The 19762-nt window shown below is 68.9% G+C and carries 23 protein-coding genes; 13 read left to right on the top strand and 10 right to left on the bottom strand.

The window, feature by feature from the left end:
• Window positions 1-39: 39 nt before the first annotated feature.
• Window positions 40-783: a deoxyribonuclease IV gene (locus ACIHFD_RS45655; protein ID WP_397372222.1), complete on the bottom strand. Its 744-nt coding sequence runs from the start codon at window positions 781-783 to the stop codon at window positions 40-42.
• A 108-nt stretch (window positions 784-891) separates the two neighbouring features.
• Between ACIHFD_RS45655 and ACIHFD_RS45650 the strand changes: the two genes are divergently transcribed.
• Complete coding sequence (locus ACIHFD_RS45650) at window positions 892-1071, top strand: hypothetical protein (protein WP_319714256.1); 180 nt, start codon at window positions 892-894, stop codon at window positions 1069-1071.
• Window positions 1072-1128: 57 nt separating this feature from the next.
• Here the strand turns inward: ACIHFD_RS45650 and ACIHFD_RS45645 are convergent, their stop codons facing one another.
• On the bottom strand, window positions 1129-1443 hold the full coding sequence (locus ACIHFD_RS45645; protein WP_397372221.1) for a hypothetical protein: 315 nt from the start codon (window positions 1441-1443) through the stop codon (window positions 1129-1131).
• 189 nt (window positions 1444-1632) lie between these two features.
• On the opposite strand from ACIHFD_RS45645, the gene rpsF reads away from it, so the two are divergent.
• From rpsF to ACIHFD_RS45610, 7 genes are all read left to right on the top strand, one after another.
• Window positions 1633-1923, top strand: coding sequence for a 30S ribosomal protein S6 (gene rpsF / locus ACIHFD_RS45640; RefSeq protein WP_080044189.1), 291 nt, complete (start codon window positions 1633-1635; stop codon window positions 1921-1923).
• A gap of 78 nt (window positions 1924-2001) precedes the next feature.
• On the top strand, window positions 2002-2577 hold the full coding sequence (locus ACIHFD_RS45635) for a single-stranded DNA-binding protein (protein WP_397372220.1): 576 nt from the start codon (window positions 2002-2004) through the stop codon (window positions 2575-2577).
• A 64-nt stretch (window positions 2578-2641) separates the two neighbouring features.
• Window positions 2642-2878 carry a 30S ribosomal protein S18 gene (gene rpsR, locus ACIHFD_RS45630; RefSeq protein ID WP_020543048.1) on the top strand — a complete coding sequence of 79 codons (237 nt, stop codon included), beginning with the start codon at window positions 2642-2644 and terminating at the stop codon, window positions 2876-2878.
• Between the two features lie 14 nt (window positions 2879-2892).
• On the top strand, window positions 2893-3339 hold the full coding sequence (rplI, locus tag ACIHFD_RS45625; RefSeq protein WP_185069541.1) for a 50S ribosomal protein L9: 447 nt from the start codon (window positions 2893-2895) through the stop codon (window positions 3337-3339).
• A gap of 279 nt (window positions 3340-3618) precedes the next feature.
• Window positions 3619-4476: an ABC transporter substrate-binding protein gene (locus tag ACIHFD_RS45620; RefSeq protein WP_397372219.1), complete on the top strand. Its 858-nt coding sequence runs from the start codon at window positions 3619-3621 to the stop codon at window positions 4474-4476.
• Window positions 4473-5411, top strand: coding sequence for an amino acid ABC transporter permease (locus tag ACIHFD_RS45615; protein ID WP_397372218.1), 939 nt, complete (start codon window positions 4473-4475; stop codon window positions 5409-5411). Before ACIHFD_RS45620 ends, ACIHFD_RS45615 begins: the two co-directional genes overlap by 4 nt.
• Window positions 5408-6151, top strand: coding sequence for an amino acid ABC transporter ATP-binding protein (locus ACIHFD_RS45610; RefSeq protein ID WP_350724165.1), 744 nt, complete (start codon window positions 5408-5410; stop codon window positions 6149-6151). The genes ACIHFD_RS45615 and ACIHFD_RS45610 overlap by 4 nt, the downstream gene beginning before the upstream one ends.
• Window positions 6152-6202: 51 nt before the next feature.
• Here ACIHFD_RS45610 and ACIHFD_RS45605 read toward each other — a convergent pair whose 3' ends face one another.
• Together ACIHFD_RS45605 and ACIHFD_RS45600 are read right to left on the bottom strand one after the other, a co-directional pair.
• The gene (locus ACIHFD_RS45605; RefSeq protein ID WP_397372217.1) at window positions 6203-7675 is read right to left on the bottom strand and encodes an APC family permease; all 1473 of its coding nucleotides are present in this window, start codon (window positions 7673-7675) and stop codon (window positions 6203-6205) included.
• 125 nt (window positions 7676-7800) lie between these two features.
• Window positions 7801-9102, bottom strand: a complete 1302-nt coding sequence (locus tag ACIHFD_RS45600) for an MATE family efflux transporter (protein WP_397372216.1) — start codon at window positions 9100-9102, stop codon at window positions 7801-7803.
• A 283-nt stretch (window positions 9103-9385) separates the two neighbouring features.
• Here ACIHFD_RS45600 and dnaB point away from each other — a divergent pair, with 283 nt between their 5' ends.
• A complete protein-coding gene (gene dnaB, locus ACIHFD_RS45595) occupies window positions 9386-10741 on the top strand; it encodes a replicative DNA helicase (protein ID WP_350724159.1) in 1356 nt (451 codons plus the stop codon).
• Window positions 10742-10801: 60 nt separating this feature from the next.
• Here the strand turns inward: dnaB and ACIHFD_RS45590 are convergent, their stop codons facing one another.
• A complete protein-coding gene (locus ACIHFD_RS45590) occupies window positions 10802-11314 on the bottom strand; it encodes a GtrA family protein (RefSeq protein WP_397372215.1) in 513 nt (170 codons plus the stop codon).
• 94 nt (window positions 11315-11408) lie between these two features.
• On the bottom strand, window positions 11409-12242 hold the full coding sequence (locus tag ACIHFD_RS45585) for an NAD(P)H-binding protein (RefSeq protein ID WP_397372228.1): 834 nt from the start codon (window positions 12240-12242) through the stop codon (window positions 11409-11411).
• Window positions 12243-12324: 82 nt separating this feature from the next.
• Here ACIHFD_RS45585 and ACIHFD_RS45580 point away from each other — a divergent pair, with 82 nt between their 5' ends.
• Window positions 12325-13287, top strand: a complete 963-nt coding sequence (locus tag ACIHFD_RS45580; protein WP_397372214.1) for a cupin domain-containing protein — start codon at window positions 12325-12327, stop codon at window positions 13285-13287.
• Window positions 13288-13382: 95 nt separating this feature from the next.
• On the opposite strand, the gene ACIHFD_RS45575 is transcribed toward ACIHFD_RS45580, so the two are convergent.
• Complete coding sequence (locus tag ACIHFD_RS45575) at window positions 13383-14231, bottom strand: SDR family oxidoreductase (protein ID WP_397372213.1); 849 nt, start codon at window positions 14229-14231, stop codon at window positions 13383-13385.
• 58 nt (window positions 14232-14289) lie between these two features.
• On the opposite strand from ACIHFD_RS45575, the gene ACIHFD_RS45570 reads away from it, so the two are divergent.
• Window positions 14290-14760, top strand: a complete 471-nt coding sequence (locus ACIHFD_RS45570; RefSeq protein WP_363978872.1) for a MarR family winged helix-turn-helix transcriptional regulator — start codon at window positions 14290-14292, stop codon at window positions 14758-14760.
• Here ACIHFD_RS45570 and dnaN read toward each other — a convergent pair.
• From dnaN to ACIHFD_RS45555, 3 genes are all read right to left on the bottom strand, one after another.
• Window positions 14743-15840 carry a DNA polymerase III subunit beta gene (dnaN, locus tag ACIHFD_RS45565; protein ID WP_397372212.1) on the bottom strand — a complete coding sequence of 366 codons (1098 nt, stop codon included), beginning with the start codon at window positions 15838-15840 and terminating at the stop codon, window positions 14743-14745. The two genes, ACIHFD_RS45570 and dnaN, sit on opposite strands and share 18 nt — an antisense overlap.
• Window positions 15841-15938: 98 nt before the next feature.
• Window positions 15939-16592, bottom strand: a complete 654-nt coding sequence (locus ACIHFD_RS45560) for a response regulator transcription factor (protein ID WP_350724149.1) — start codon at window positions 16590-16592, stop codon at window positions 15939-15941.
• Window positions 16592-18022 (bottom strand): sensor histidine kinase, encoded by a 1431-nt coding sequence (locus tag ACIHFD_RS45555; protein WP_397372211.1) that lies wholly within the window; start codon window positions 18020-18022, stop codon window positions 16592-16594. Before ACIHFD_RS45555 ends, ACIHFD_RS45560 begins: the two co-directional genes overlap by 1 nt.
• Window positions 18023-18131: 109 nt before the next feature.
• Between ACIHFD_RS45555 and ACIHFD_RS45550 the strand changes: the two genes are divergently transcribed.
• Together ACIHFD_RS45550 and ACIHFD_RS45545 are read left to right on the top strand one after the other, a co-directional pair.
• A complete protein-coding gene (locus ACIHFD_RS45550; RefSeq protein ID WP_357746545.1) occupies window positions 18132-19037 on the top strand; it encodes an ABC transporter ATP-binding protein in 906 nt (301 codons plus the stop codon).
• A complete protein-coding gene (locus ACIHFD_RS45545) occupies window positions 19034-19762 on the top strand; it encodes an ABC transporter permease (RefSeq protein ID WP_355192933.1) in 729 nt (242 codons plus the stop codon). The genes ACIHFD_RS45550 and ACIHFD_RS45545 overlap by 4 nt, the downstream gene beginning before the upstream one ends.

The raw sequence follows: 19762 nt of genomic DNA, 5'->3' as shown, positions 1-19762 counted from the left end.
GGTAATCCAGGGAAGTTATCCACAGGCTGTGTGTATTTCCTAGAGGTTCTTGCGCAGGAACGCGATGTCGTCCGCCTGGCCGTCGGCGGGCGTCTCCACCACGATCGGCGCGTCGGCCGCGCGGCAGACCGCCAGGATCAGCTCGGGGTCGATCTTCCCCTTGCCCAGGTTGGCGTGGCGGTCGGCGCCGGAGTCGAAGTCGTCGCGCGAGTCGTTGCAGTGGACGAGGTCGATCCGGCCGGTGATGGCCTTGACCCGCTCAACCAGGTCGACCAGCTCCTCGCCGCCCGCGTGGGCGTGGCAGGTGTCGAGGCAGAAGCCCACGTCGAACCCGTCGAGCGCCTCCCACAGCCGGGCGATGCGCTCCAGCTTGCGGGCCATCGCGTTGCCGCCGCCCGCGGTGTTCTCGATCAGCACGGGGATGGGGCACTCCATGCGCTCGAACACCTTGCGCCAGTTGTCGAAGCCGGCCTGTGGATCGTCGCTCTTGTTCACGTGGCCGCCGTGCACGATCAGGCCCTTGGCGCCGAGCCCGGCGGCGGCCTTGAGATGCTGCTCCAGCAGCTTGCGGCTGGGGATCCTGATGCGGTTGTTGGTGGTGGCGACGTTGATCAGGTAGGGGGCGTGGATGTAGATGTCGACGCCCTCGACCGCTTTGGCGGGCAGCACCGGCTTGTCGTACCCCTGCGGGTCCCCGAGGAAGAACTGCACCACCTCGGCCCCGACCGCCTCGGCGTGGGCGGCGGGATCGTCCTGATCAACATGAGCTCCGATGCGCACCATAGCTCCCGAGCTTACGCCGCAGAGTAAGGCGGCAACGGGGGACCGATCGGTTTGCCGGGCGCGCGCTCGGGAAGTCGCCATGCGCCCCCTAAATCGAGGAGAAACGATATGGCACGCTGGCGCTTGCGAGCGCTGATCTTATTGGTTTACGTCGTGATCGGGATCTACGTGGGCTGGGTCTACCACTACATCACCCCCGGACTGCTCAGAGACCTCGCGGAAGCGCTGCTCGCGGTGTTCCTCTGGTTCCTGGTCCTGCTCGGTATAGACCTGCACATCGGCGGGTGAGCGGCATGCCGGAACGGCCCCGGGCGCCGGGGCCGTTCCTCATCAGCTCAATGAAGTTCAGTGGGGGAGAAAGCCCCCGTGGGCGATGCCCAGCGCGGCTCCCACGAACGATCCCACGATGCCGACGATGTTGAGCGCACGCTGCGGCGTGGTCGCCGAGACGTACTGGGAATACAACCCGACCCCGAAGCCCAGCGTGCCGGCCCACGAGGAGATCGCATGCGCGGAGACCCAGAATGTGGAGACGAAGGCAATGAGACCGCAAACGAGCGCTCCCACCGCCAGGGCGTTCTCCACCGGGTGCGCATGCCCGTCGCTGTTGAGTGTGAGCCTGAACCGCTCCCTCTCGGAGGGCTGAAGCACATGTGGCACGGCCACCACCCCCTAGGTTTCCTAAAGGCCTTCCCACCTTCCCGCGGCTGGTAACCTGGGCAAGCTGCGTTGTGATGGTTGAACCATCGCCCCGGGGCGCCGAAAGGGGCGCCCGGGCACAGACGTCAGCGTCCTCCTGTCACGGCAGAGTGTCGTGACCGCAAGAGTCCAGAGGAGGTTGGAGTCCGCATGCGTCGTTACGAAGTAATGGTCATCCTGGACCCTTCGCTCGATGAGCGCACTGTCGCGCCGTCCCTCGACCAGTTCCTCTCCGTGGTCCGCAACGACGGCGGCACCGTGGAGAAGGTCGACGTCTGGGGCCGTCGCCGTCTCGCCTACGACATCGACAAGAAGTCGGAAGGCATTTACGCCGTCATCGACCTGTCCGCGGAGCCCGCGACGGTCAAGGAGCTCGACCGGCAGATGAACCTCAACGAGGGCATCCTGCGCACCAAGGTCCTGCGTCCGGACGTGCACTAACCCCCGGTTTTTGTCGGGGAAGCCCCGTACTCTGAGCCGTAACCCAAGCGAAGGCGTGCAGGAAGGCGAGCGCTAGCCATGGCAGCAGGCGACACCGTAATCACCATCGTCGGCAACCTCGTCGACGACCCGGAGCTGCGCTTCACCCCGACGGGGCAAGCGGTGGCTCGATTCCGCATCGCGTCCACTCCGCGGTTCATGGATCGTCAGACCAACGAGTGGAAAGATGGCGAAAGCCTCTTCCTGACCTGCAACGTGTGGCGGCAGGCGGCGGAGAACGCCGCCGAGAGCCTGCAGCGCGGGATGCGGGTCATCGTGCAGGGGCGGCTCAAGCAGCGGTCCTACGAGACCAAGGAAGGCGAGAAGCGCACCGTTTACGAGGTCGAGGTCGACGAGGTCGGCCCGTCCCTGCGTAACGCGACCGCCAAGGTCAACCGCACCTCCCGCCAGGGTGGTGGAGGCGGCGGGGGCGGCTTCGGCGGCCCGGCCGACGACCCGTGGGCCTCCGCCTCGCCCGCCCCGCCCCAGGGCGGCGGCGGTTACGGCGGCGGCGGTGGTGGCGGCTTCGGAGGCGGCGGCGGCCAGCAGGGCGGCGGCGGCTTCGGAGGCGGCGGCGGCGGCGGCGGCGACTTCAGCGACGAACCGCCTTTCTAAAACCTGTCCACAAGCCCGAGTCCATTCCCGCCCGTGAAGGCGGGGCTCTGAAAGGAGCACCACGATGGCTAAGCCGGCACTGCGCAAGCCGAAGAAGAAGGTTTGCCTGTTCTGCCACGACAAGATCTCCTACGTCGACTACAAGGACACGGCGCTGCTGCGGAAGTTCATCTCCGACCGCGGCAAGATCCGTGCGCGCCGGGTGACGGGCAACTGCACCCAGCACCAGCGCGACGTGGCGACCGCGATCAAGAACGCGCGTGAGGTGGCCCTGCTGCCTTACACGAGCACCGCGCGCTAAGGAGGCCTGTCGATATGAAGCTCATCCTCACCAACGAGGTCTCCGGCCTCGGCACCCCTGGCGACGTCGTCGAGGTCAAGGACGGCTACGGCCGTAACTACCTCATCCCGCGCGGCTACGCCATGCGCTGGACGCGGGGCGCCGAGAAGCAGATCGAGACGATCAGGAAGGCTCGCGACGCTCGCGAGATCCGCGACCTCGGCACCGCCAAGGAGGTCGCCGGTCAGATCGGCGCGCTGCGCGTCCGCCTGACCACGCGCGCCGGCGAGTCCGGCCGCCTGTTCGGCTCGATCACGACGGGCGACATCGCCGACGCCGTCAAGGCCGCCGGTGGCCCGATCGTCGACCGCCGCCGCATCGAGATCGTCAACCCGATCAAGAGCGTCGGCTCGCACCGCGTCACCATCAAGCTCCACCCCGAGGTTTCGGCCTCCGTGGACGTCGAGGTCGTCGCGGGCTGAGTCCTGCTGTGAAAGCCCCCTCCGCCCGGAGGGGGCTTTCACGTTTCCATGCCCCTGTGAAAAATCCCATCCTGTACGGCTGCGCCCGGGCAGGCCACCCGCCGTACTCCGGCTCAGCGCCCTCCAGGAAACGCCCGCTGACCCTTCACCGGCGGGCCGCCGTTACGCGAGCCCATCTTGGCCAACTCCGTGGTCAGGGGCACCGCCGGGCGTAATTTCCTATTCGGTCAGCGTAGAATGCGTTCGTTCTTTCGCATGTTCCCCCTGGAGGCTGCAGCCATGGCCCGTCCCCTTATGCTGCTCGCGCTGGCCGTGGCGCTCGTCGGCTGCGCGCCGGTCGACAACACGTCGAGCTCGGCGAGCCCGATAGCGTCAACGTCCACCACGTGCACCAAGGACCAGCTCAAGCTGGTCAACGCGGGCAAGCTGACCATCGGCACTGACAAGCCCGCCTTCGAGCCCTGGTTCAAGGACGACGACCCGAGCAACGGGCAGGGCTTCGAGAGCGCGGTGGCCTTCGCCGTGGCGGGGGAGCTCGGCTTCGACCGCACCGAGGTGCAGTGGAGCACGATCAAGTTCGACTCGGCGTTCGCTCCTGGGGTCAAGCAGTTCGACTTTGACGTCAACCAGGTGTCCATCACGCCCGACCGGGCCAAGGCGGTCGACTTCAGCAAGGGCTACTACACCGTCAAGCAGGCCATCGTGGCGATCGACGGGAGCAAGTTCGCCGGGGCGAAGAGCCTGGCCGAGCTGCAGGGCGCGAAGATCGGCGTACAGGTGGGCACGACCTCGCTCGACGCGGTCAAGAACGTCATCAAGCCCGCCGACGACCCCAACGTCTACAACGAGCAGATCGACGCCGTCAACGCGCTGAAGAACAAGCAGGTGGACGCGCTGGTGGTGGACCTGCCGACGGCGTTCTACGTGACGGCCGCGCAGGTCGAGAAGTCCAAGATCGTGGGGCAGTTCAGCTCGACGGGCGGCACGCCCGAGGAGTTCGGGCTGGTCATGGAGAAGGGCAGCGCGCTCAAGCCGTGCGTCGACAAGGCCGTTGAGGCGCTGAAGTCGAAGGGCGAGCTGGCCAAGATCGAGCAGGCGTGGCTCGGCTCGGCGGCGGGCGCGCCTGAGCTGCGATGAGCGAGTTCGACGAACCCGGCAAGACCGCAGCGGGCAAATTCGGCGAACCCGGCAAGGTCGCGGTGGGCGAGCCCGGTGGGCCTGGCAAACCGGCGGCGGGCGAGTGGGTCAAGTCGGAGCGGCAGGTCGAGCGGGAGCGGGTGCGCCGCTCGCACGCCCGCCGCTCGGCCTCGATCGCGACGGTTTCGACGATCGTCTTCATCGTGCTGGTCGTCTCGATCGTCACGAACTCACCCGGCTGGCCCCGGGTGCAGGAGACGTTCTTCAATCCCGACGAGTTCGTCAAGGCGCTGCCCGACGTGCTGAAGGGCTTCCTGCTCAACATCAAGATCTTCCTGATCGCCGAGCCGCTGATCCTGGTCGTCGGGCTGCTGGTGGCGCTGGCCAGGGGGATCAGGAAGCCCGCGTTCTTCCCGATCCGGGCGCTGGCCACGCTCTACACCGACGTCTTCCGCGGCGTGCCGACGATCCTGGTGATCTACCTGATCGGGTTCGGGCTGCCCGCGCTCCGGCTGCAGGGCATCCCGACCGACCTGGTGACGCTGGCCATCATCGCGCTGACGCTCTCGTACGGCGCGTACGTGGCCGAGGTGTTCCGCTCGGGCATCGAGTCCATCCACCCGAGCCAGGTCGCGGCGGCCCGCTCGCTGGGGCTGAGCCACATCAAGACCATGCGGTTCGTGGTGCTGCCCCAGGCCACCCGCAGGGTCGTGCCGCCGCTGCTCAACGACTTCGTCTCGCTACAGAAGGACACCGCGCTCGTGTCGACCATCGGGCCGCTGGAGGCGCTCAGGCAGTCGCAGATCCACGTGGCCAGCACGTTCAACTACACGCCCTACCTGGTGGCGGCGCTGCTGTTCATCCTGCTCACCATCCCCCTGGCCAGGTTCACCGACCACCTGGCGGCACGCACGCGCAGGAGGCGTGGCGCATGAGCCTTCTGACCATTGACGGGGTGTGGAAGAACTTCCGCGGCCACAGCGTGCTGCGCGGCATCGACCTCGAGGTGCGCCCGCACGAGGTGGTGAGCCTCATCGGGGCCTCCGGCTCGGGCAAGTCCACGCTCCTGCGCTGCGTCAACCTGCTGGAGACCGTGGACGACGGCGTGATCCTCCTCGACGGCGAGGACATCACCGACCCGCGCGTGAACGTGGACGACGTGCGCAAGCGGCTCGGCATCGTGTTCCAGGCCTTCAACCTGTTCCCGCACATGACGGTGCTGGACAACGTCACGCTCGCGCCGCGCCAGGTGCACAAGGTGGCCAAGGGGGAGGCCGAGGAGCAGGCGCACGGCCTGCTGGCCAGGTTCGGGCTGGCGGACAAGGCGCGGGCCTACCCCGACCAGCTCTCGGGCGGGCAGCAGCAGCGCGTGGCCATCATCAGGGCGCTGGCCACGCAGCCCAGGCTGATGCTGCTGGACGAGGTCACCTCTGCGCTCGACCCCGAGCTGGTGCTGGAGGTGCTGGGGGTCATCAAGGAGCTCAAGGAGTCGGGCATGACGATGATCCTCACGACTCACGAGATGAGCTTTTGTCGCGATATTTCGGACACGGTGTGCTTCCTCGACGGCGGCGTGCTGCTGGAGAAGGGCCCCGCCGAGCAGATCTTCACCGAGCCGGAGAACCCCCGCACCAGGGAGTTCCTGCGCAGCGTCCTGGAGTCGGGCCGGCTCTAGGGCCGGTGGCGGGCCGCGTACCAGCTCGGCGGTGGGGGAATCGGGCCGGCTCTAGCGGCGATGGCGGCCGCGTGCCGGCTCGATCGGGGTGTGCGGGCGGGCCAGCAGGCTGTGGCGGCGGCCGTACACGAGGTAGACCAGCAGGCCGAAGGCCATCCACAGGGCGAACCACGCCCAGGTGAGCAGCTGCAGGTTCACCATCAGCCAGAGCGTGGCCACCAGCGACAGCCCCGGCAGCAGCGGCGAGAGCGGCACCCTGAACCCCCGCTCCAGGTACGGCATGCGCCGCCGCATCACGATCACCCCGGCCGCCACGAACGCGAACGCGAACAGCGTCCCGATCACCACGAGCTCCTGCATCGTGAGCACCGGCACGAACTCGGCCAGCACGATCGCCACGACCCCGATCACCAGCGTCACCCGGGTCGGAGTGTGATATTTCCGGCTGACCGTGGCCAGGCCGCGGGGGATCAGCCCGTCGCGGGCCATCGAGAACAGCACCCGCGTCTGCCCCACGATCAGCACCAGGATCACCGTCGTCAGCCCGAGCACCGCGCCCACGTCGATGACGTGCACCATCCAGTCCACGCCGACCGCCCGGAACGCCCCGGTCAGCGGCGCGTCCTCGGAGATCTTCGTGTACGGGACCATGCCCACCATGACCAGGGCCACCGCGATGTAGAGGACGGTGGCGATGATCAGGCTGCGGATCATGCCCTTGGGCACGGCGGCGGGCGCGTTCACGGTCTCCTCGGCGGAGGTGGCCACGATGTCGAACCCGATGTACGCGAACGCGATGGCCGAGGCCGCCGCGAAGATCCCGAACCAGCCGAACGCGTGGCTCTGGCCGAACAGGATCTCCAGCACGGTCGTGGGCGGCTTCGGCAGGATCTTGGACGGCACGTGGAACTCGCCGAAATTCCGCACGTCGATGTGGGGCAGGCCCACGACGATGACCGCCCCGATGGCCAGCAGCTTGGCCGCCACCATGATCCACAGGGCCCGCAGCCCGATCCGCGCGCCGAGCGCCACCACGCCGGTGAGCAGCACCAGGATCACTAACACGAGGACGTCGCCGACGAGCTCCTGGTGCGGCACGCGTACCCCGAAGTTGGAGATCGCCCCGACCGTGATCGCGGCCCACGCCCTGGCCACGACGGCGGCGGCGAACTGCAGCTCCAGGATCAGCGCCCAGCCGATGATCCACGCCCAGACCTCGCCGAAGATGACGTACGTGAAGGTGTAGGCGCTGCCCGAGGTCGGCATCGTGGACGACAGCTCGGCGTAGCACAGGCAGGCGAGCAGGCAGGCGATGCCCGCGATCATGAAGGACAGGATGACACCGGGACCCGCCGTGGTGGCCGCCTGCCGCCCGGCAATGGAGAAGATGCCGGCGCCGATGATCACACCGAGTCCGAGCACCACCAGGTCGGCCGGGCGGTAGAGCTCGGCCAGGCTGTGGCGGGCGCCCGTGCGTAATCCGGTCGCCTCGGTGGGTGGCAGTCGCCGCAGAATCGTGGACAAGGAACACCCCGCTCAGGGAACGCGCCCACAATGTCTCACCACTCGGACAACAGCAAGCACAGGACGGTCACAGTGTTTCCGCAGATCACTGCAGGTAGTGGGGCCTGTGCCCAAAGTGAGAGCGCCTACGCTCCGGTCACCAGCCAGGCGGTGCCGGCGGCCCGGCGTACGAGGCTGACCAGGCGGGCGAGCATCCACACCCCGAGCGCGCACCACAGGGCGACGACCCCGAAGCCGGAGGCGAGGAGGGCGGCGGGGAGGTACGCCAGCGTCGTCCACACCCCCGCCCACGCCAGGTAGCGCTGGTCGCCCGCGCCGATCAGCACGCCGTCGAGCACGAACACGACCCCGCACACCGGCTGGAACGCCGCTACCGGCCACATCAGCGCCAGCAACAGGTCGGTGACCTGCGGGTCCGTGTCGAACAGCCCGGGCAGCAGCGGCCTGGCGGCCACGACCAGCAGGCCGAACAGCACGCCTGACCAGCCGCCCCACTGCACCATCCGCCTGGTCGCGGCCCTGGTGGACGCGACGTCCCCCGCGCCGAGCGAGCGACCCGTGATGGCCTGCCCGGCGATGGCGATGGCGTCCAGCGCGAACGCGAGCAGCGTCCACACCTGGGTGGCGATGGCGTACGCGGCCAGCTCGGCCTCGCCCATCCTGGTGGCGATCACGGTGGCCGCGAGCAGCACCACCCGCAGGCAGAGGGTACGGACGAGCAGCGCGAACCCGGCTGTGCCCGCCTCCTTGACCCCCGCCAGACCGGGCGTGAGCGGCGTCCCCAGCCGCCGCGCGCCCCGCGCCACGACGGCGAGGTAGACGGCCGCGCCCAGCGTCTGCGCGATCACCGTGCCCCAGGCCGACCCGGCGATGCCCCACCCCAGCCCCAGCACGAACCAGGCGTTCAGGACCGCGTTCAGCACGAACGAGCCGATGGCGACGGCCAGCGGCGTGACGGTGTCCTGCAGACCGCGCAGCACCCCCGTCCCGGCCAGCACGACCAGCATGCCGGGCGCGCCGAGCAGGCTGATCCGCAGGTACGTCACGGCCTGCGCGCCCTGCCCGTCGCCCGCCCCGAACAGCTCCACGATGGCGGGGGCCAGCGGCCAGCACACGGCGATCAGGAGCGCGCCGATGGCCAGGGCCAGCCAGATCCCGTCCACACCGCTGCGCATGGCCCGCGCGTGGTTCCCGGCGCCCGTCTGACGCGCCACGGAGGCCGTGGTGCCGTACGCGAGGAAGACGCACAGGTTCACCAGGGTCGCGAGGACCGTGCCCGCCACCCCCAGCGCCCCCACCGCCGTGGTGCCCAGCCCGTGCCCCACGATGGCGTAGTCGGCGAGGAGGAAGAGCGGCTCGGCCACCAGCGCGCCGAACGCCGGTACGGCTAAGCGGAGTATCTCCCGATCCCTGGGGGTAATGAGCATTTGTCCATTATGGCCATTACACGGCGTGTCGGCGAAACTTTCTTTTCTCCACAGCCGGTGGATACCGTTCGCCCAGGTCGGAGGCTGTTCGGTGGATATCCGAGAGAGTTATCCACAGCAACTGTCCACAGGCCTTTCACATCCTGGGCACGGTAGTGCACAGCTTGGCCACAGGGTTGTCCACAGGTCGCGTTGCCGTCGGCTCGCGACTCCGAGAAACTGTCAGACCGGTCGGCTACAAGTGGGGGTGGTGCGACCGCCTGCAAGTGTTCGAGGGGGCGCGGTGAGTATTGACGACGAGACGGGCGCAGGCCCTGGTTTCGAGCGCACCCCCCCGAACAACATCGAGGCGGAGCAGTCCGTCCTGGGCGGCATGCTGCTGTCCAAGGACGCCATCGCCGACGTCGTCGAGATCCTGCGGTCCGACGACTTCTACCGGCCCGCCCACCAGATGGTCTACGAGGTCATCACCGACCTCTACGGAAGGGGCGAGCCCGCCGACGCGGTCACCGTCTTCGACGAGCTGCAGAAGCGCGGCGAGATGGCCAGGGTGGGCGGGGCCGCCTACCTCCACACCCTCACGGCCGTCGTCCCCACCGCGGCCAACGCCGGCTACTACGCCAAGATCGTCAGGGAGCAGGCCATCCTGCGCCGCCTCATCGAGGCCGGCACCCGCATCGTCTCCTTCGGCTACGGCGGGCAGAACGAAGAGGTCGACGACCTCGTCGACCGCGCCCAGGCGGAGATCTACAAGGTCACCGAGCGCCGCACCTCGGAGGACTACGCGCCCCTGGCCGACATCATGCCCGGCGCCCTCGACGAGCTGGAGGCCATCGGCAGCCGCGGCGGCCAGATGGTCGGCGTGCCGACCGGCTTCCAGGACCTCGACCAGCTCACCAACGGCCTCCACCCGGGCCAGATGATCGTCGTGGCTGCCCGGCCTGCCATCGGCAAAAGCACGCTAGGTCTGGATTTCGCCCGGTCTGCGGCTATCAAGCATGGGATGACCACGGTCATCTTCTCGCTGGAGATGTCGCGCAACGAGATCACCATGCGTCTGCTGTCCGCCGAGGCCAGGGTCGCCCTCCACGCCATGCGCTCGGGCATGATGGGCGACGACGACTGGACGCGCCTGGCCCGGCGGATGAGCGAGGTGGCGGAGGCGCCACTGTTCATCGACGACTCGCCCAACATGTCGATGATGGAGATCCGGGCCAAGTGCCGGCGGCTCAAGCAGCGTAACGACCTGCGGTTCGTGGTCATCGACTACCTCCAGCTGATGAGCTCGCCGAAGAAGACCGAGAGCCGGCAGAACGAGGTCTCGGAGATCTCCCGTGCGATCAAGCTGCTGGCCAAGGAGCTGGAGGTGCCGGTCATCGCGATCTCCCAGCTCAACCGTGGCCCGGAGCAGCGCACGGACAAGCGCCCCGCGGTGAGCGACCTGCGTGAGTCCGGGTCCATCGAGCAGGACGCCGACATGGTCATCCTGCTGCACCGGGAGGACGCGTACGAGCGGGAGTCGCCGCGGGCGGGTGAGGCGGACCTGATCGTGGCCAAGCACCGTAACGGCCCCACGGCGACGGTGACGGTGGCGTTCCAGGGCCACTACAGCCGGTTCGTGGACATGGCGCAGCACTGACGGGCGCAGCAGCGGCATGAAGCAGTCCAATTGCCGAAACGGCTTCTGGATTCGCTGCCATCAAGCCGCCTCGTCCGTGGAATCGGGAACGGGAGCCAGCCGCACGCTGCCGGGCTGGCCCTTCTCGTCGGGGAAGACCCACTTCCGGAGCGCCCAGAAGCGGAACACCATGGCGATCAGCGTGCCGATGATCTGCGCGCTCATGAAGTCGGCGATCTCCTGGGTCACCAGGCTCACATCCGGGGTCTCCAGGTGAAATACGTACCGGGAGATCCACAGCGGCGCGGAGCTGAGCACCAGGCCGAAGCCACTGACCAGGAAGAACAGCGCCGCCTCGTGACGGCGCTCGCGGCCGCCCCTGGTCCGGAACGACCATTCGCGGTTCAACACGTAGGACACGATCGTCGCCACGAGCACCGCGATGATCTTCGCGGTCACCGGCTTCGGTTCCAAAATGGTCAGCTTCAACCCGTAGAACACCGTGTTGTCCACTAAGAACGTTGTTCCACCCACCACCGCGAACTTCAGCAGTTCACGGTGCTTCAACGCAAGTGCGTGCAGCGGTTCCGGCAATCTTGCGAGTACTGCGTTTGCTATTCGGAGCACCCTCGATCTTCTCACCGGATTTTTGGTGTGTTCGCAGGAGCCGCCAGCCGACGGCGCATCCTCAACTCGCCGACCAGATTCCGGTTGCGGCGGTTTTGCGGACATATTCCGTGAAGTCGCGGGGCGGCCGGCCGAGGACGCGCTCGACGGTGTCGGTCAGGTTGGCCCTGCGGCCGTCGAAGACCTCGACCATGAGGTCGGTCAGTTGTGTCGCGTACTCGGCCGGCACGCCTCCTCGGGTCAGCGACGAGACGAACTGCTCGGGCGTGACCGGCAGATAACGAAGCTCCCTGCGGGTCACCCTCGCTATCTCACCGACGGCATCGGCGAAGGTGAGCAGCCGTGGTCCTGTTACTTCGTGGATCCGGCCGGCATGGCCGTCTTCGGTCAGCGCCGCGACGGCGACATCCGCGATGTCCTCCGCGTCGGTGAACGGCTCCGCGACGTCGCCAACCGGAAGCGCGATCACACCGGCCCGGATCGGTTCGACGAGGAACGCCTCGCTGAAGTTCTGTGTGATGAACCCCACCCGCACGATGGTCCACTCCGCACCCGAGTCCCGCACTGCCTGTTCGCACCGCTCGGCCTCGGCGGCACCACGGTCAGCAAGCAGGACGAGATGCCGGACGCCGCAGGCCACCGCGAGTTCTGCGAAGGAACCCACCGCTTTGGCCGCGCCGGGGAACGCCGCATCAGGGTAGAAGGCCACATAAACGGAGTCCACGCCTCGCAGCGCAGGTGCCCACGTGGTGTCGTCCCGCCAGTCGAAAGGCGGCTCAGCACTCCGTGAACCGACCCGTACCGGCAGGTCACGCGCACGGAGCCCGGACACGACCCGGCGTCCGGTCTTGCCTGTCCCCGCGAGGACCAATGTTGTCGGCGTAGTCGATGTCATGCTCCACAGTCCACCAGAGCGCTGGGGTGCGGACCATGGTCGAGGCACGCAGGCCCATAATTGTGCGTCTTATCCTGTGCCGATGGACCCCTTCTCGATACTGCTCGACGGAGCCAGAGCAAGAGACAGGTCCGTGCTGCGGACCATCCTGAACCCGCCATGGTCGGTGCAGGTGCGGGACAGGGTGCCCCTCAACCTGGTGGCCGTCCTGCGGGGGATGCCCTGGGTCGTGCCCAGCGCCGGCGATGCCGTACGCCTGCACGCGGGCGACATCGCGATGATGCGTGGCCCGGACACGTTCACCTTCGCCGATGATCCCCGCACTCCAACCCAGGTGGTCGTTCAGCCCGGCCCCCGACGGACGACCGCGGCCGGCGCGGAACTGCCCGAGGTCGCGGACATGGGTGTGCACACCTGGGTCAACGGCGAGCGAGCCCACGACGACGGCGCGGACGGCTCGTCGGTGCTGCTGATCGGCAAGTACTCGGGACCGAGCGAGATCGCCACACGCCTGCTCCGCGCGCTGCCGCCGCTGCTGGTCATCCCCACGGCCGCCCACGTCGAATCCGCGCTGGTGTCGCTGCTCGCCAAGGAGATCGTGCGAAACGAGCCTGGCCAAGATCTGGTGCTCGAAAGACTGCTGGACCTCCTGCTGGTCGGCATCCTCCGCGAATGGCTCTCCCGGCCCGATGCCGATGCGCCTGCCTGGTACCGAGCCAACGGGGATCCCGTCGTGGGGTCCGTCCTACGACTCATCCACGGGGACCCGGGTCATCCCTGGACGGTGGCCGCGCTCGCCCAGCAGGCCGGGGTGTCCCGAGCGACACTGTCGCGCCGCTTCACCGACCTCGTCGGCATGCCGCCGATGGCATACCTCACCGGATGGCGAATCGACGTTGCCGCCGACCTGCTCGTGGAGTCGGATGCCACGATTGACACCGTCGCCGGTCAGGTCGGCTATGGCAGCGGGTTCGCGCTCAGTGCCGCTTTCAAGCGAGCCCGTGGGATCAGCCCGCAACGCTACCGCGCCCACGCCCGTCCTTGACGTCGGAACGTGAGGCGCAGGGGCTGACCGGCGTCCTGACGTTCCTGCGCCGGCTGCGCGACCACGGAGGCCCCGCCCTGCTCCCGGAGTGACGGTCACGGGCGGAGCTCGGCGGCGTGGGCGCGGGCGAAGTCGGCGAACGACCGGGCCGGCCGTCCCATCACCTTCTCGAAGTCCGGCGTCGTGTAGTCACCCCACCCCGCCGAGTACGCCGTCAGGTACTCCTTGGTGACCGCCGCGATCCACGGGGACAGCCCGGCGTCCACCATCGACCGTTGGACGTCGTCCGGCGCCATCGGCTGATAGGCGATCGGAGTGCCGTACACCTCGCCCAGCACGGCGGCCACGTCCCGCAGTGAGACGCCGGCCGGGCCCGTGAGAGTGTAGGTGCTGCCCTTGTGCTGTGCGGGAGCGCGCAGGACCGCGGCGGCGAAGTCGCCGATGTCGCGTACGTCGATCATGCCGAGCCGCCCCTCGCCGAGCCCGCCGTACAAGGTGTCGCCGTTGACCGAGCCGAAAAGGTTCTGCATGAAGAAGGCCGGGCGGATGACGGTCCAGTCGAGGCCCGAGGCTGCGAGCTCGACGTCCGACAGGGCGTGCAGGCGGCCGTTGCGGGTCGGCGCGTCGTGGGCCGCGCCGATGGCCGACATGCGTACGACGTGGCTCACGCCGGCCTTCCGGGCGGCCCAGACGGCGTTCATGCTCGCGTGCGGCGCCTGCGGGCCCATGGCGGTCAGCAGCCACAACGTGTCCACACCCTGGAAGGCCTGGTCGAGCGTGGCGGGGTCGTCCAGATCGCCGACCGTGACCGCCACCCCCGCCGGCGCCTTGGCCGCGTCACGCACGAGAACCCGCACGTCCCCCATGTCGGACAGGGTGCCGGACAGGGATCGGAGGACAGCGCTGGAAACGGTGCCGTTGGCACCCGTGATCAAGATGCTCATGCCGTCGACAATATAGTAATATTCAGTGACAATCAAGATTGATGACTAAATGGAGGGCGTGACCGTGCGCAGGAGCCGGCGCAAGCAGGAAGAGCCCGATCTCGGCATCCTGTCCAGCAGGACTCTTTTCAGCCTGCAGCGGCAGCTGTTCGAGACGCTGGCCCAGCAGGGCCATCCCGGGCTCAGGCCCCGGCACGGGGCGGTGCTGGCGTACCTGGACGAGGAGGGCAGCAGGGCCACGGACCTGGCCGCGCAGTCGGGCCAGCACAAGCAGGTGATCGGCACGCTGGTGGACGAGCTGGTCGAGCTGGGCTACGTGGAGCGCCAGCCGGACCCGGCCGACCGGCGGGCCAAGCTGATCGTGCCCACCGAGAAGGGCCGCGATCACATGGTCAAGTCGGACGCCATCCTCGCCGCCATGGAGGCGGAGCACGCCGAGGCCGTGGGCGAGGAGGCGTACACGGAGTTCAAGAGGGTGTTCAAGCTGGTCGCCGAGCGCCAGACCGGCGGCTCAGCCCTGGCGGAGTGACATGACGAGGTAGCGGAAGGCGGGCTCGGCGTCGCCGGGCACGTCCTGGATCAGGGCGGGCCTGGTCGGCGACTCCATGTTGATGCGGGCCAGCTCGCTCTCGATCCCGGTCAGCCCGTCGAGCAGGAACTGCGACTGGAAGGCGATCTGGATGTCGTCGCCGCGCAGCTCGCAGTCGACCACCTCGGCGCCGCGCCCGATGTCGCCGCCGCCCGCCTGGATGAGCACCTGCCCCTGGCTGAACGACAGCCGGATCGCGGTGTTGCGCTCGGCCACCAGGGCGACGCGCTTGATGGCGTTGACGAACGGCGCCACCGCCACGTCGGCCCTGATCGACCAGTCGGAGGTCAGCCGGGCGCGATAGTCGATGAACTGCTCGTCGAGCAGCCGCACGGTCGTGCTCCGCCCGACGCTCTCGAACCCCGCCACCCCGTCGCCCATCGCGATCGACACCTCGCCGCCGCGCAGCGACTTGGCCACCTCGACCAGCACCTTCGCCGGGACCATGGCCGAGACCGCGAGGTCGGGGCCGGCCGGGCGCCAGGCGAAGTCGCGGGCGGCGATGCGGTAGCGGTCGGTGGCCGCCATGGCCACGGACTCGCCCTCGATGTCGACCCTGATGCCGGTGAGCATGGGCAGCGTGTCGTCGCGGCTGGCGGCGGGCGCGACCTGGCCGACCGCCGAGGCGAAGACGCCGCCGCCGACGGCGCCGATGCTCGGCGGCATCGTGGGCATGGTCGGGAAGTCCTCGACCGGCATCGTGATCAGCCCGAACTCCGCGCTCCCGCAGGTCAGCACCGCTTCGGCGCCCTCGGTGACGATCTCCACGTCGTCGGCGGGCAGGCTCCTGCTGATCTCGGCCAGCAGCCGACCGGGGATCAGCACGCTGCCCGTCTCGGCCACGTCGGCGTCGACCGAGGCCCTGGCCGAGACGTCGTAGTCGAACGCGGACAGGACCAGCTCGTCGCTCGCCTCCAGCAGCAGCCCGGACAGGACGGGCACCACGGGGCGGGAGGGCAGGACTCGGGCAGCCCACGCCACCGCATCTGCCAGAACATCGCGGTTAACCCGGATTTTCACCTGCTACCACCCCTTCGTCGCCATGCCCTTATGAAAATAGCCGGTGCGACCGACAAGTCGGGGCAGTCTCCGGATGGCCAACCCCAGGTGGAGGGTTCCTAGCGGCTGTTGAGATAGGCGAGTACGGCCAGCACGCGGCGGTTGTCGTCGTCCGACGGCGCGAGCCCCAGCTTGGCGAAAATGGAGGCCGTGTGCTTGGCCACGGCGCTCTCGCTCAGATAGAGCCGCTGGCAGATGGCCGTGTTGGAGCGCCCTTCCGCCATGGCCTCCAGCACCTCCCGCTCGCGCGGCGTGAGCGCGGCCAGCGGCTCGTGCCTGGCGTTGCTGGCCAGCAGCTTGGCGATGACCTCGGGGTCCATGGCCGTGCCGCCCTCGGCGACCCTGCGTACGGCGTCGATGAACTGCTCGGCGTTGAAGACCCGGTCCTTGAGCAGATAGCCGATCGCGCCCGAGCCGTCGGCCAGCAGCTCGCGCGCGTAGAGCTGCTCGACGTGCTGGGACAGCACGAGGACGGGCAGCCCGGGCACCTGCTTCCTGGCCGCGAGCGCCGCCTGCAGCCCTTCGTCCGTGAACGTGGGCGGCAGCCGCACGTCCACGATCGAGACGTCGGGTCGCAGCTCCAGCAGGCCCCGCAGCAGCTCGGGCCCGCTCTCCACGGCCGCCACGACCGAGAAGCCATGGGCCTGGAGCAGGTGCACCAACCCGTCTCTGAGTAGGTAAAGGTCCTCGGCGACGAGTACGCGGTTCTTCATCAGCACCAGGGTTTGATCGGCGTGGCACGCGCGAGCCAGAGGTCGCGGTTGTGGTTGGAGGGTATCCAGATGGCCAGGATGTGCATGCACAGGCCCAGGGTGATCATGCCGAGGATGAACGGCCACTGCCAGGGCCCGGGCAGGTACAGGGCGAGGAACCAGCTCTTCTCCTCGACGCCGATCGTCTTCATGACGCCGGCCACGATGCCCTGAGGGAAGGTCGGGCACCAGGCCGTGGCCCAGAGGAACACGACGATGGCCGCCTTCCAGCGCGGCAGCCGGGGCAGGCTGCCCGCCCAGTGCTCGGGCAGCACCCGGGGCAGCTGCATCGCCACGGTGGTGGGGCCGCCAGGCGGGCTGTTCAGGGCGAGCAGCCCGTCGAAGGCGGCCAGCCGCCGCTCGATCCCGGACAGGCCGCTGCCCTTGGCCGGGTCGGCGCCGCCCAGGCCGTCGTCGGTGACCGTGACGCGCAGGTTGGGGCCGTCGGTGCTGAGGTCCACCGTCGCCGCCTGAGCGTCGCCGTGCCGGGCGGCGTTGGAGAGCAGCTCGCTGACCGCGAAGTACACCGCCGCCTCCACCGGCGCCTCCGGCCGGTGCGGCAGGTCCACGTCCACCGTGACCTGCAACGGGCTGTCCATGGCCAGGGCGCGTACGGCGTCGGCCAGCCCGCGCTCGGCCAGCACCGGAGGGTGGATGCCGCGGATGACCCGGCGCAGCTCGGTCAGCGTCTCGGAGGAGGCGTCCCGGGCCTTCGACAGCAGCGCCTTGGCCGCCGCGGGGTCGCCGTCGACGAGCTGCTCGACCGCGCCCAGCGTCATGCCGATCGCCACCAGCCGGGCCTGCGTGCCGTCGTGCAGGTCCCGCTCGATCCGGCGCATCTCGGCCGCCTGCGAGTCGGCGGCCAGGTTACGCGTCCGCTTGAGGTGGCTCACCTGGCTCGCCAGGCGGCTGGCGACGGTCGCGCGGAGTATCAGGTCGCTCCAGAGGGCGTAGACCCGCAGGCCACGCTCGGGGAGCGTGACGAACACCGGCAGCAGCGCCGCCTTCACCACCGGTTCGAGCACCAGCCAGATCATGTCGCGCCAGGTCGCCGGGTCGGAGATCAGCCACTTCCACCGGTTGTTCCACGCGGGGATCCGCGGCGTCTTGTAGAGGGTCCGGTCGGAGCGGTAGAGGCCGTCCGCCTGCGGCTCCGGCGGCGGGGGCTTGGGCAGGTATGGGGACTCGATGTGGACGTCGGTCCAGCTCCGCATCAGCCGCCGGTTGAGTTCGGCCAGCCTCCTGACCAGCTGGACCTGCGGCGAATACAGGAACACCATGCCCACCCCGAACGACAGCAGCAGCATGGTGAGGCTGAGCACGATCGCCGGCACCTCGACGAGGAGGAGCGCGAGCAGCGCCGCGGCCTGACCGAACCTTCGGAGCAGCATGCCCCCAGTCTGGTCCAACGGGGGCGACCGGACCATTGCACCTAGGTACACCCTTGCCCGACATCCAACCGGATTCCCCGGCGAAGGCCGTGTTCCTAGCGTCGTCTGCATGAAGGTCATCGAAGTCAGGAACCTGCGCAAGCAGTACCCGAACCACCTGGCGGTCGACGACGTGTCGTTCGAGGTGGCGGAGGGTGAGATCTTCGGCATCCTCGGCCCGAACGGCGCGGGCAAGACCACCACAGTCGAGTGCGTGGCCGGCCTGCGCGTGCCCGACGGCGGCACCGTACGGGTGGCCGGGCTGGACCCGCAGCTCAACAGGGGCGAGCTGCGACACGTGCTGGGCATGCAGCTGCAGAGCGCGGCGCTGCCCGAGAAGATCAAGGTGTGGGAGGCCATGGATCTGTACGCCTCCTTCTACCCCGACCCCGCCGACTGGTCCGAGCTGCTCGAACGGGTCGGCCTCGGCGGCAAGCGCGACACGGCGTTCAAGAAGCTCTCCGGCGGGCAGCGCCAGCGGCTCTCGGTCGCGCTGGCCCTGGTCGGCAGGCCGCGCGTGGCGGTGCTGGACGAGCTGACCACCGGGCTCGACCCGCAGGCCCGTAGAGACACCTGGGAGCTGGTCGAGCAGGTACGCGACTCCGGCGTGACGATCGTGCTCGTGACCCACTTCATGGAGGAGGCCGAGCGGCTCTGCGACCGGCTCGCGCTCATCGACGCGGGCAAGGTGGCGGCCACGGACACGCCTGCCGGGCTCATCGCGCAGGTGGGCGGGGAGCAGCGGCTGAGGTTCCGGCCGTCGGCTCCGGTCGACGACGCGGTGCTCCGGGCCCTGCCGGAGGTACGCGAGGTCACGAGGAGCGGCGAACAACTCGTGGTGAGCGGTACGGGCAACCTCGCGCCGGCCGTCACGCTCGCCCTGGCCCAGCACGGGGTCGTTCCAGGAGACCTGCGGATCGAGCAGACCACGCTCGACGACGCGTTCCTCGCACTCACCGGAAGGAAGCTGTCATGAAGCTGCTCCTCGTGGAGACCAAGCTGCACCTGCGCGAATGGCCGTTCCTGCTCTTCACGATCGGGCTGCCGGTCGCGCTCCTGCTCGTGCTGGGCCTCAGCATCCCGGACATGACCCGGCCCGGGGCCTCGGGGGAGCGGGCCGTGGACACGCAGATGCCGAGCCTGATGACGCTGCTCTCGCTGCTGACCCTGGCCTGCAGCGTGGTGCCCGCGGTGATGACCGGGTACCGCGAGCAAGGGGTGCTCAGGCGGATGTCCACCACGCCCGTGCACCCGGCACGGCTGCTGGGGGTGCAGCTCCTGATCAACCTGGTGGTCGGAGCGGTCACCACGGCCCTGCTGATCGTGACGGGCTCGCTCGTGTTCGGGTCGGCGGCGCCGCGGCAGTGGGTGGGATTCATCCTGGTCTTCCTGCTCGGCAGCGCCGCGTTGCAGGCCATCGGGCTGGTGATCGCCGCGCTGGCGCCCAACGCGAAGGTCGCGCCGGGGATCGGGTCCGCGGTGATGTTCCCGCTGATGTTCCTGGGGGGCATGTGGGTGCCGCGCGACCTCATGCCGGACGCGCTGCGGACGGTCAGCGACTACTCCGTCGCGGGGCCGTTCGCCCAGGCGCTCAAGGACACCTGGGCGGGCCACGCGCCGCAGACCGCGCACCTCGTGGTGGTGGGCGCCGGGCTGCTGATCTTCAGTGGGCTGGCCGTGCGGCTGTTCAGGTGGGAGTGA

The sequence above is a fragment of the Nonomuraea sp. NPDC051941 genome (genome assembly GCF_044593615.1).
The sequence above is the reverse complement of the archived record's forward strand: the minus strand, read 5'-3'. Positions and strand labels throughout refer to the sequence as shown.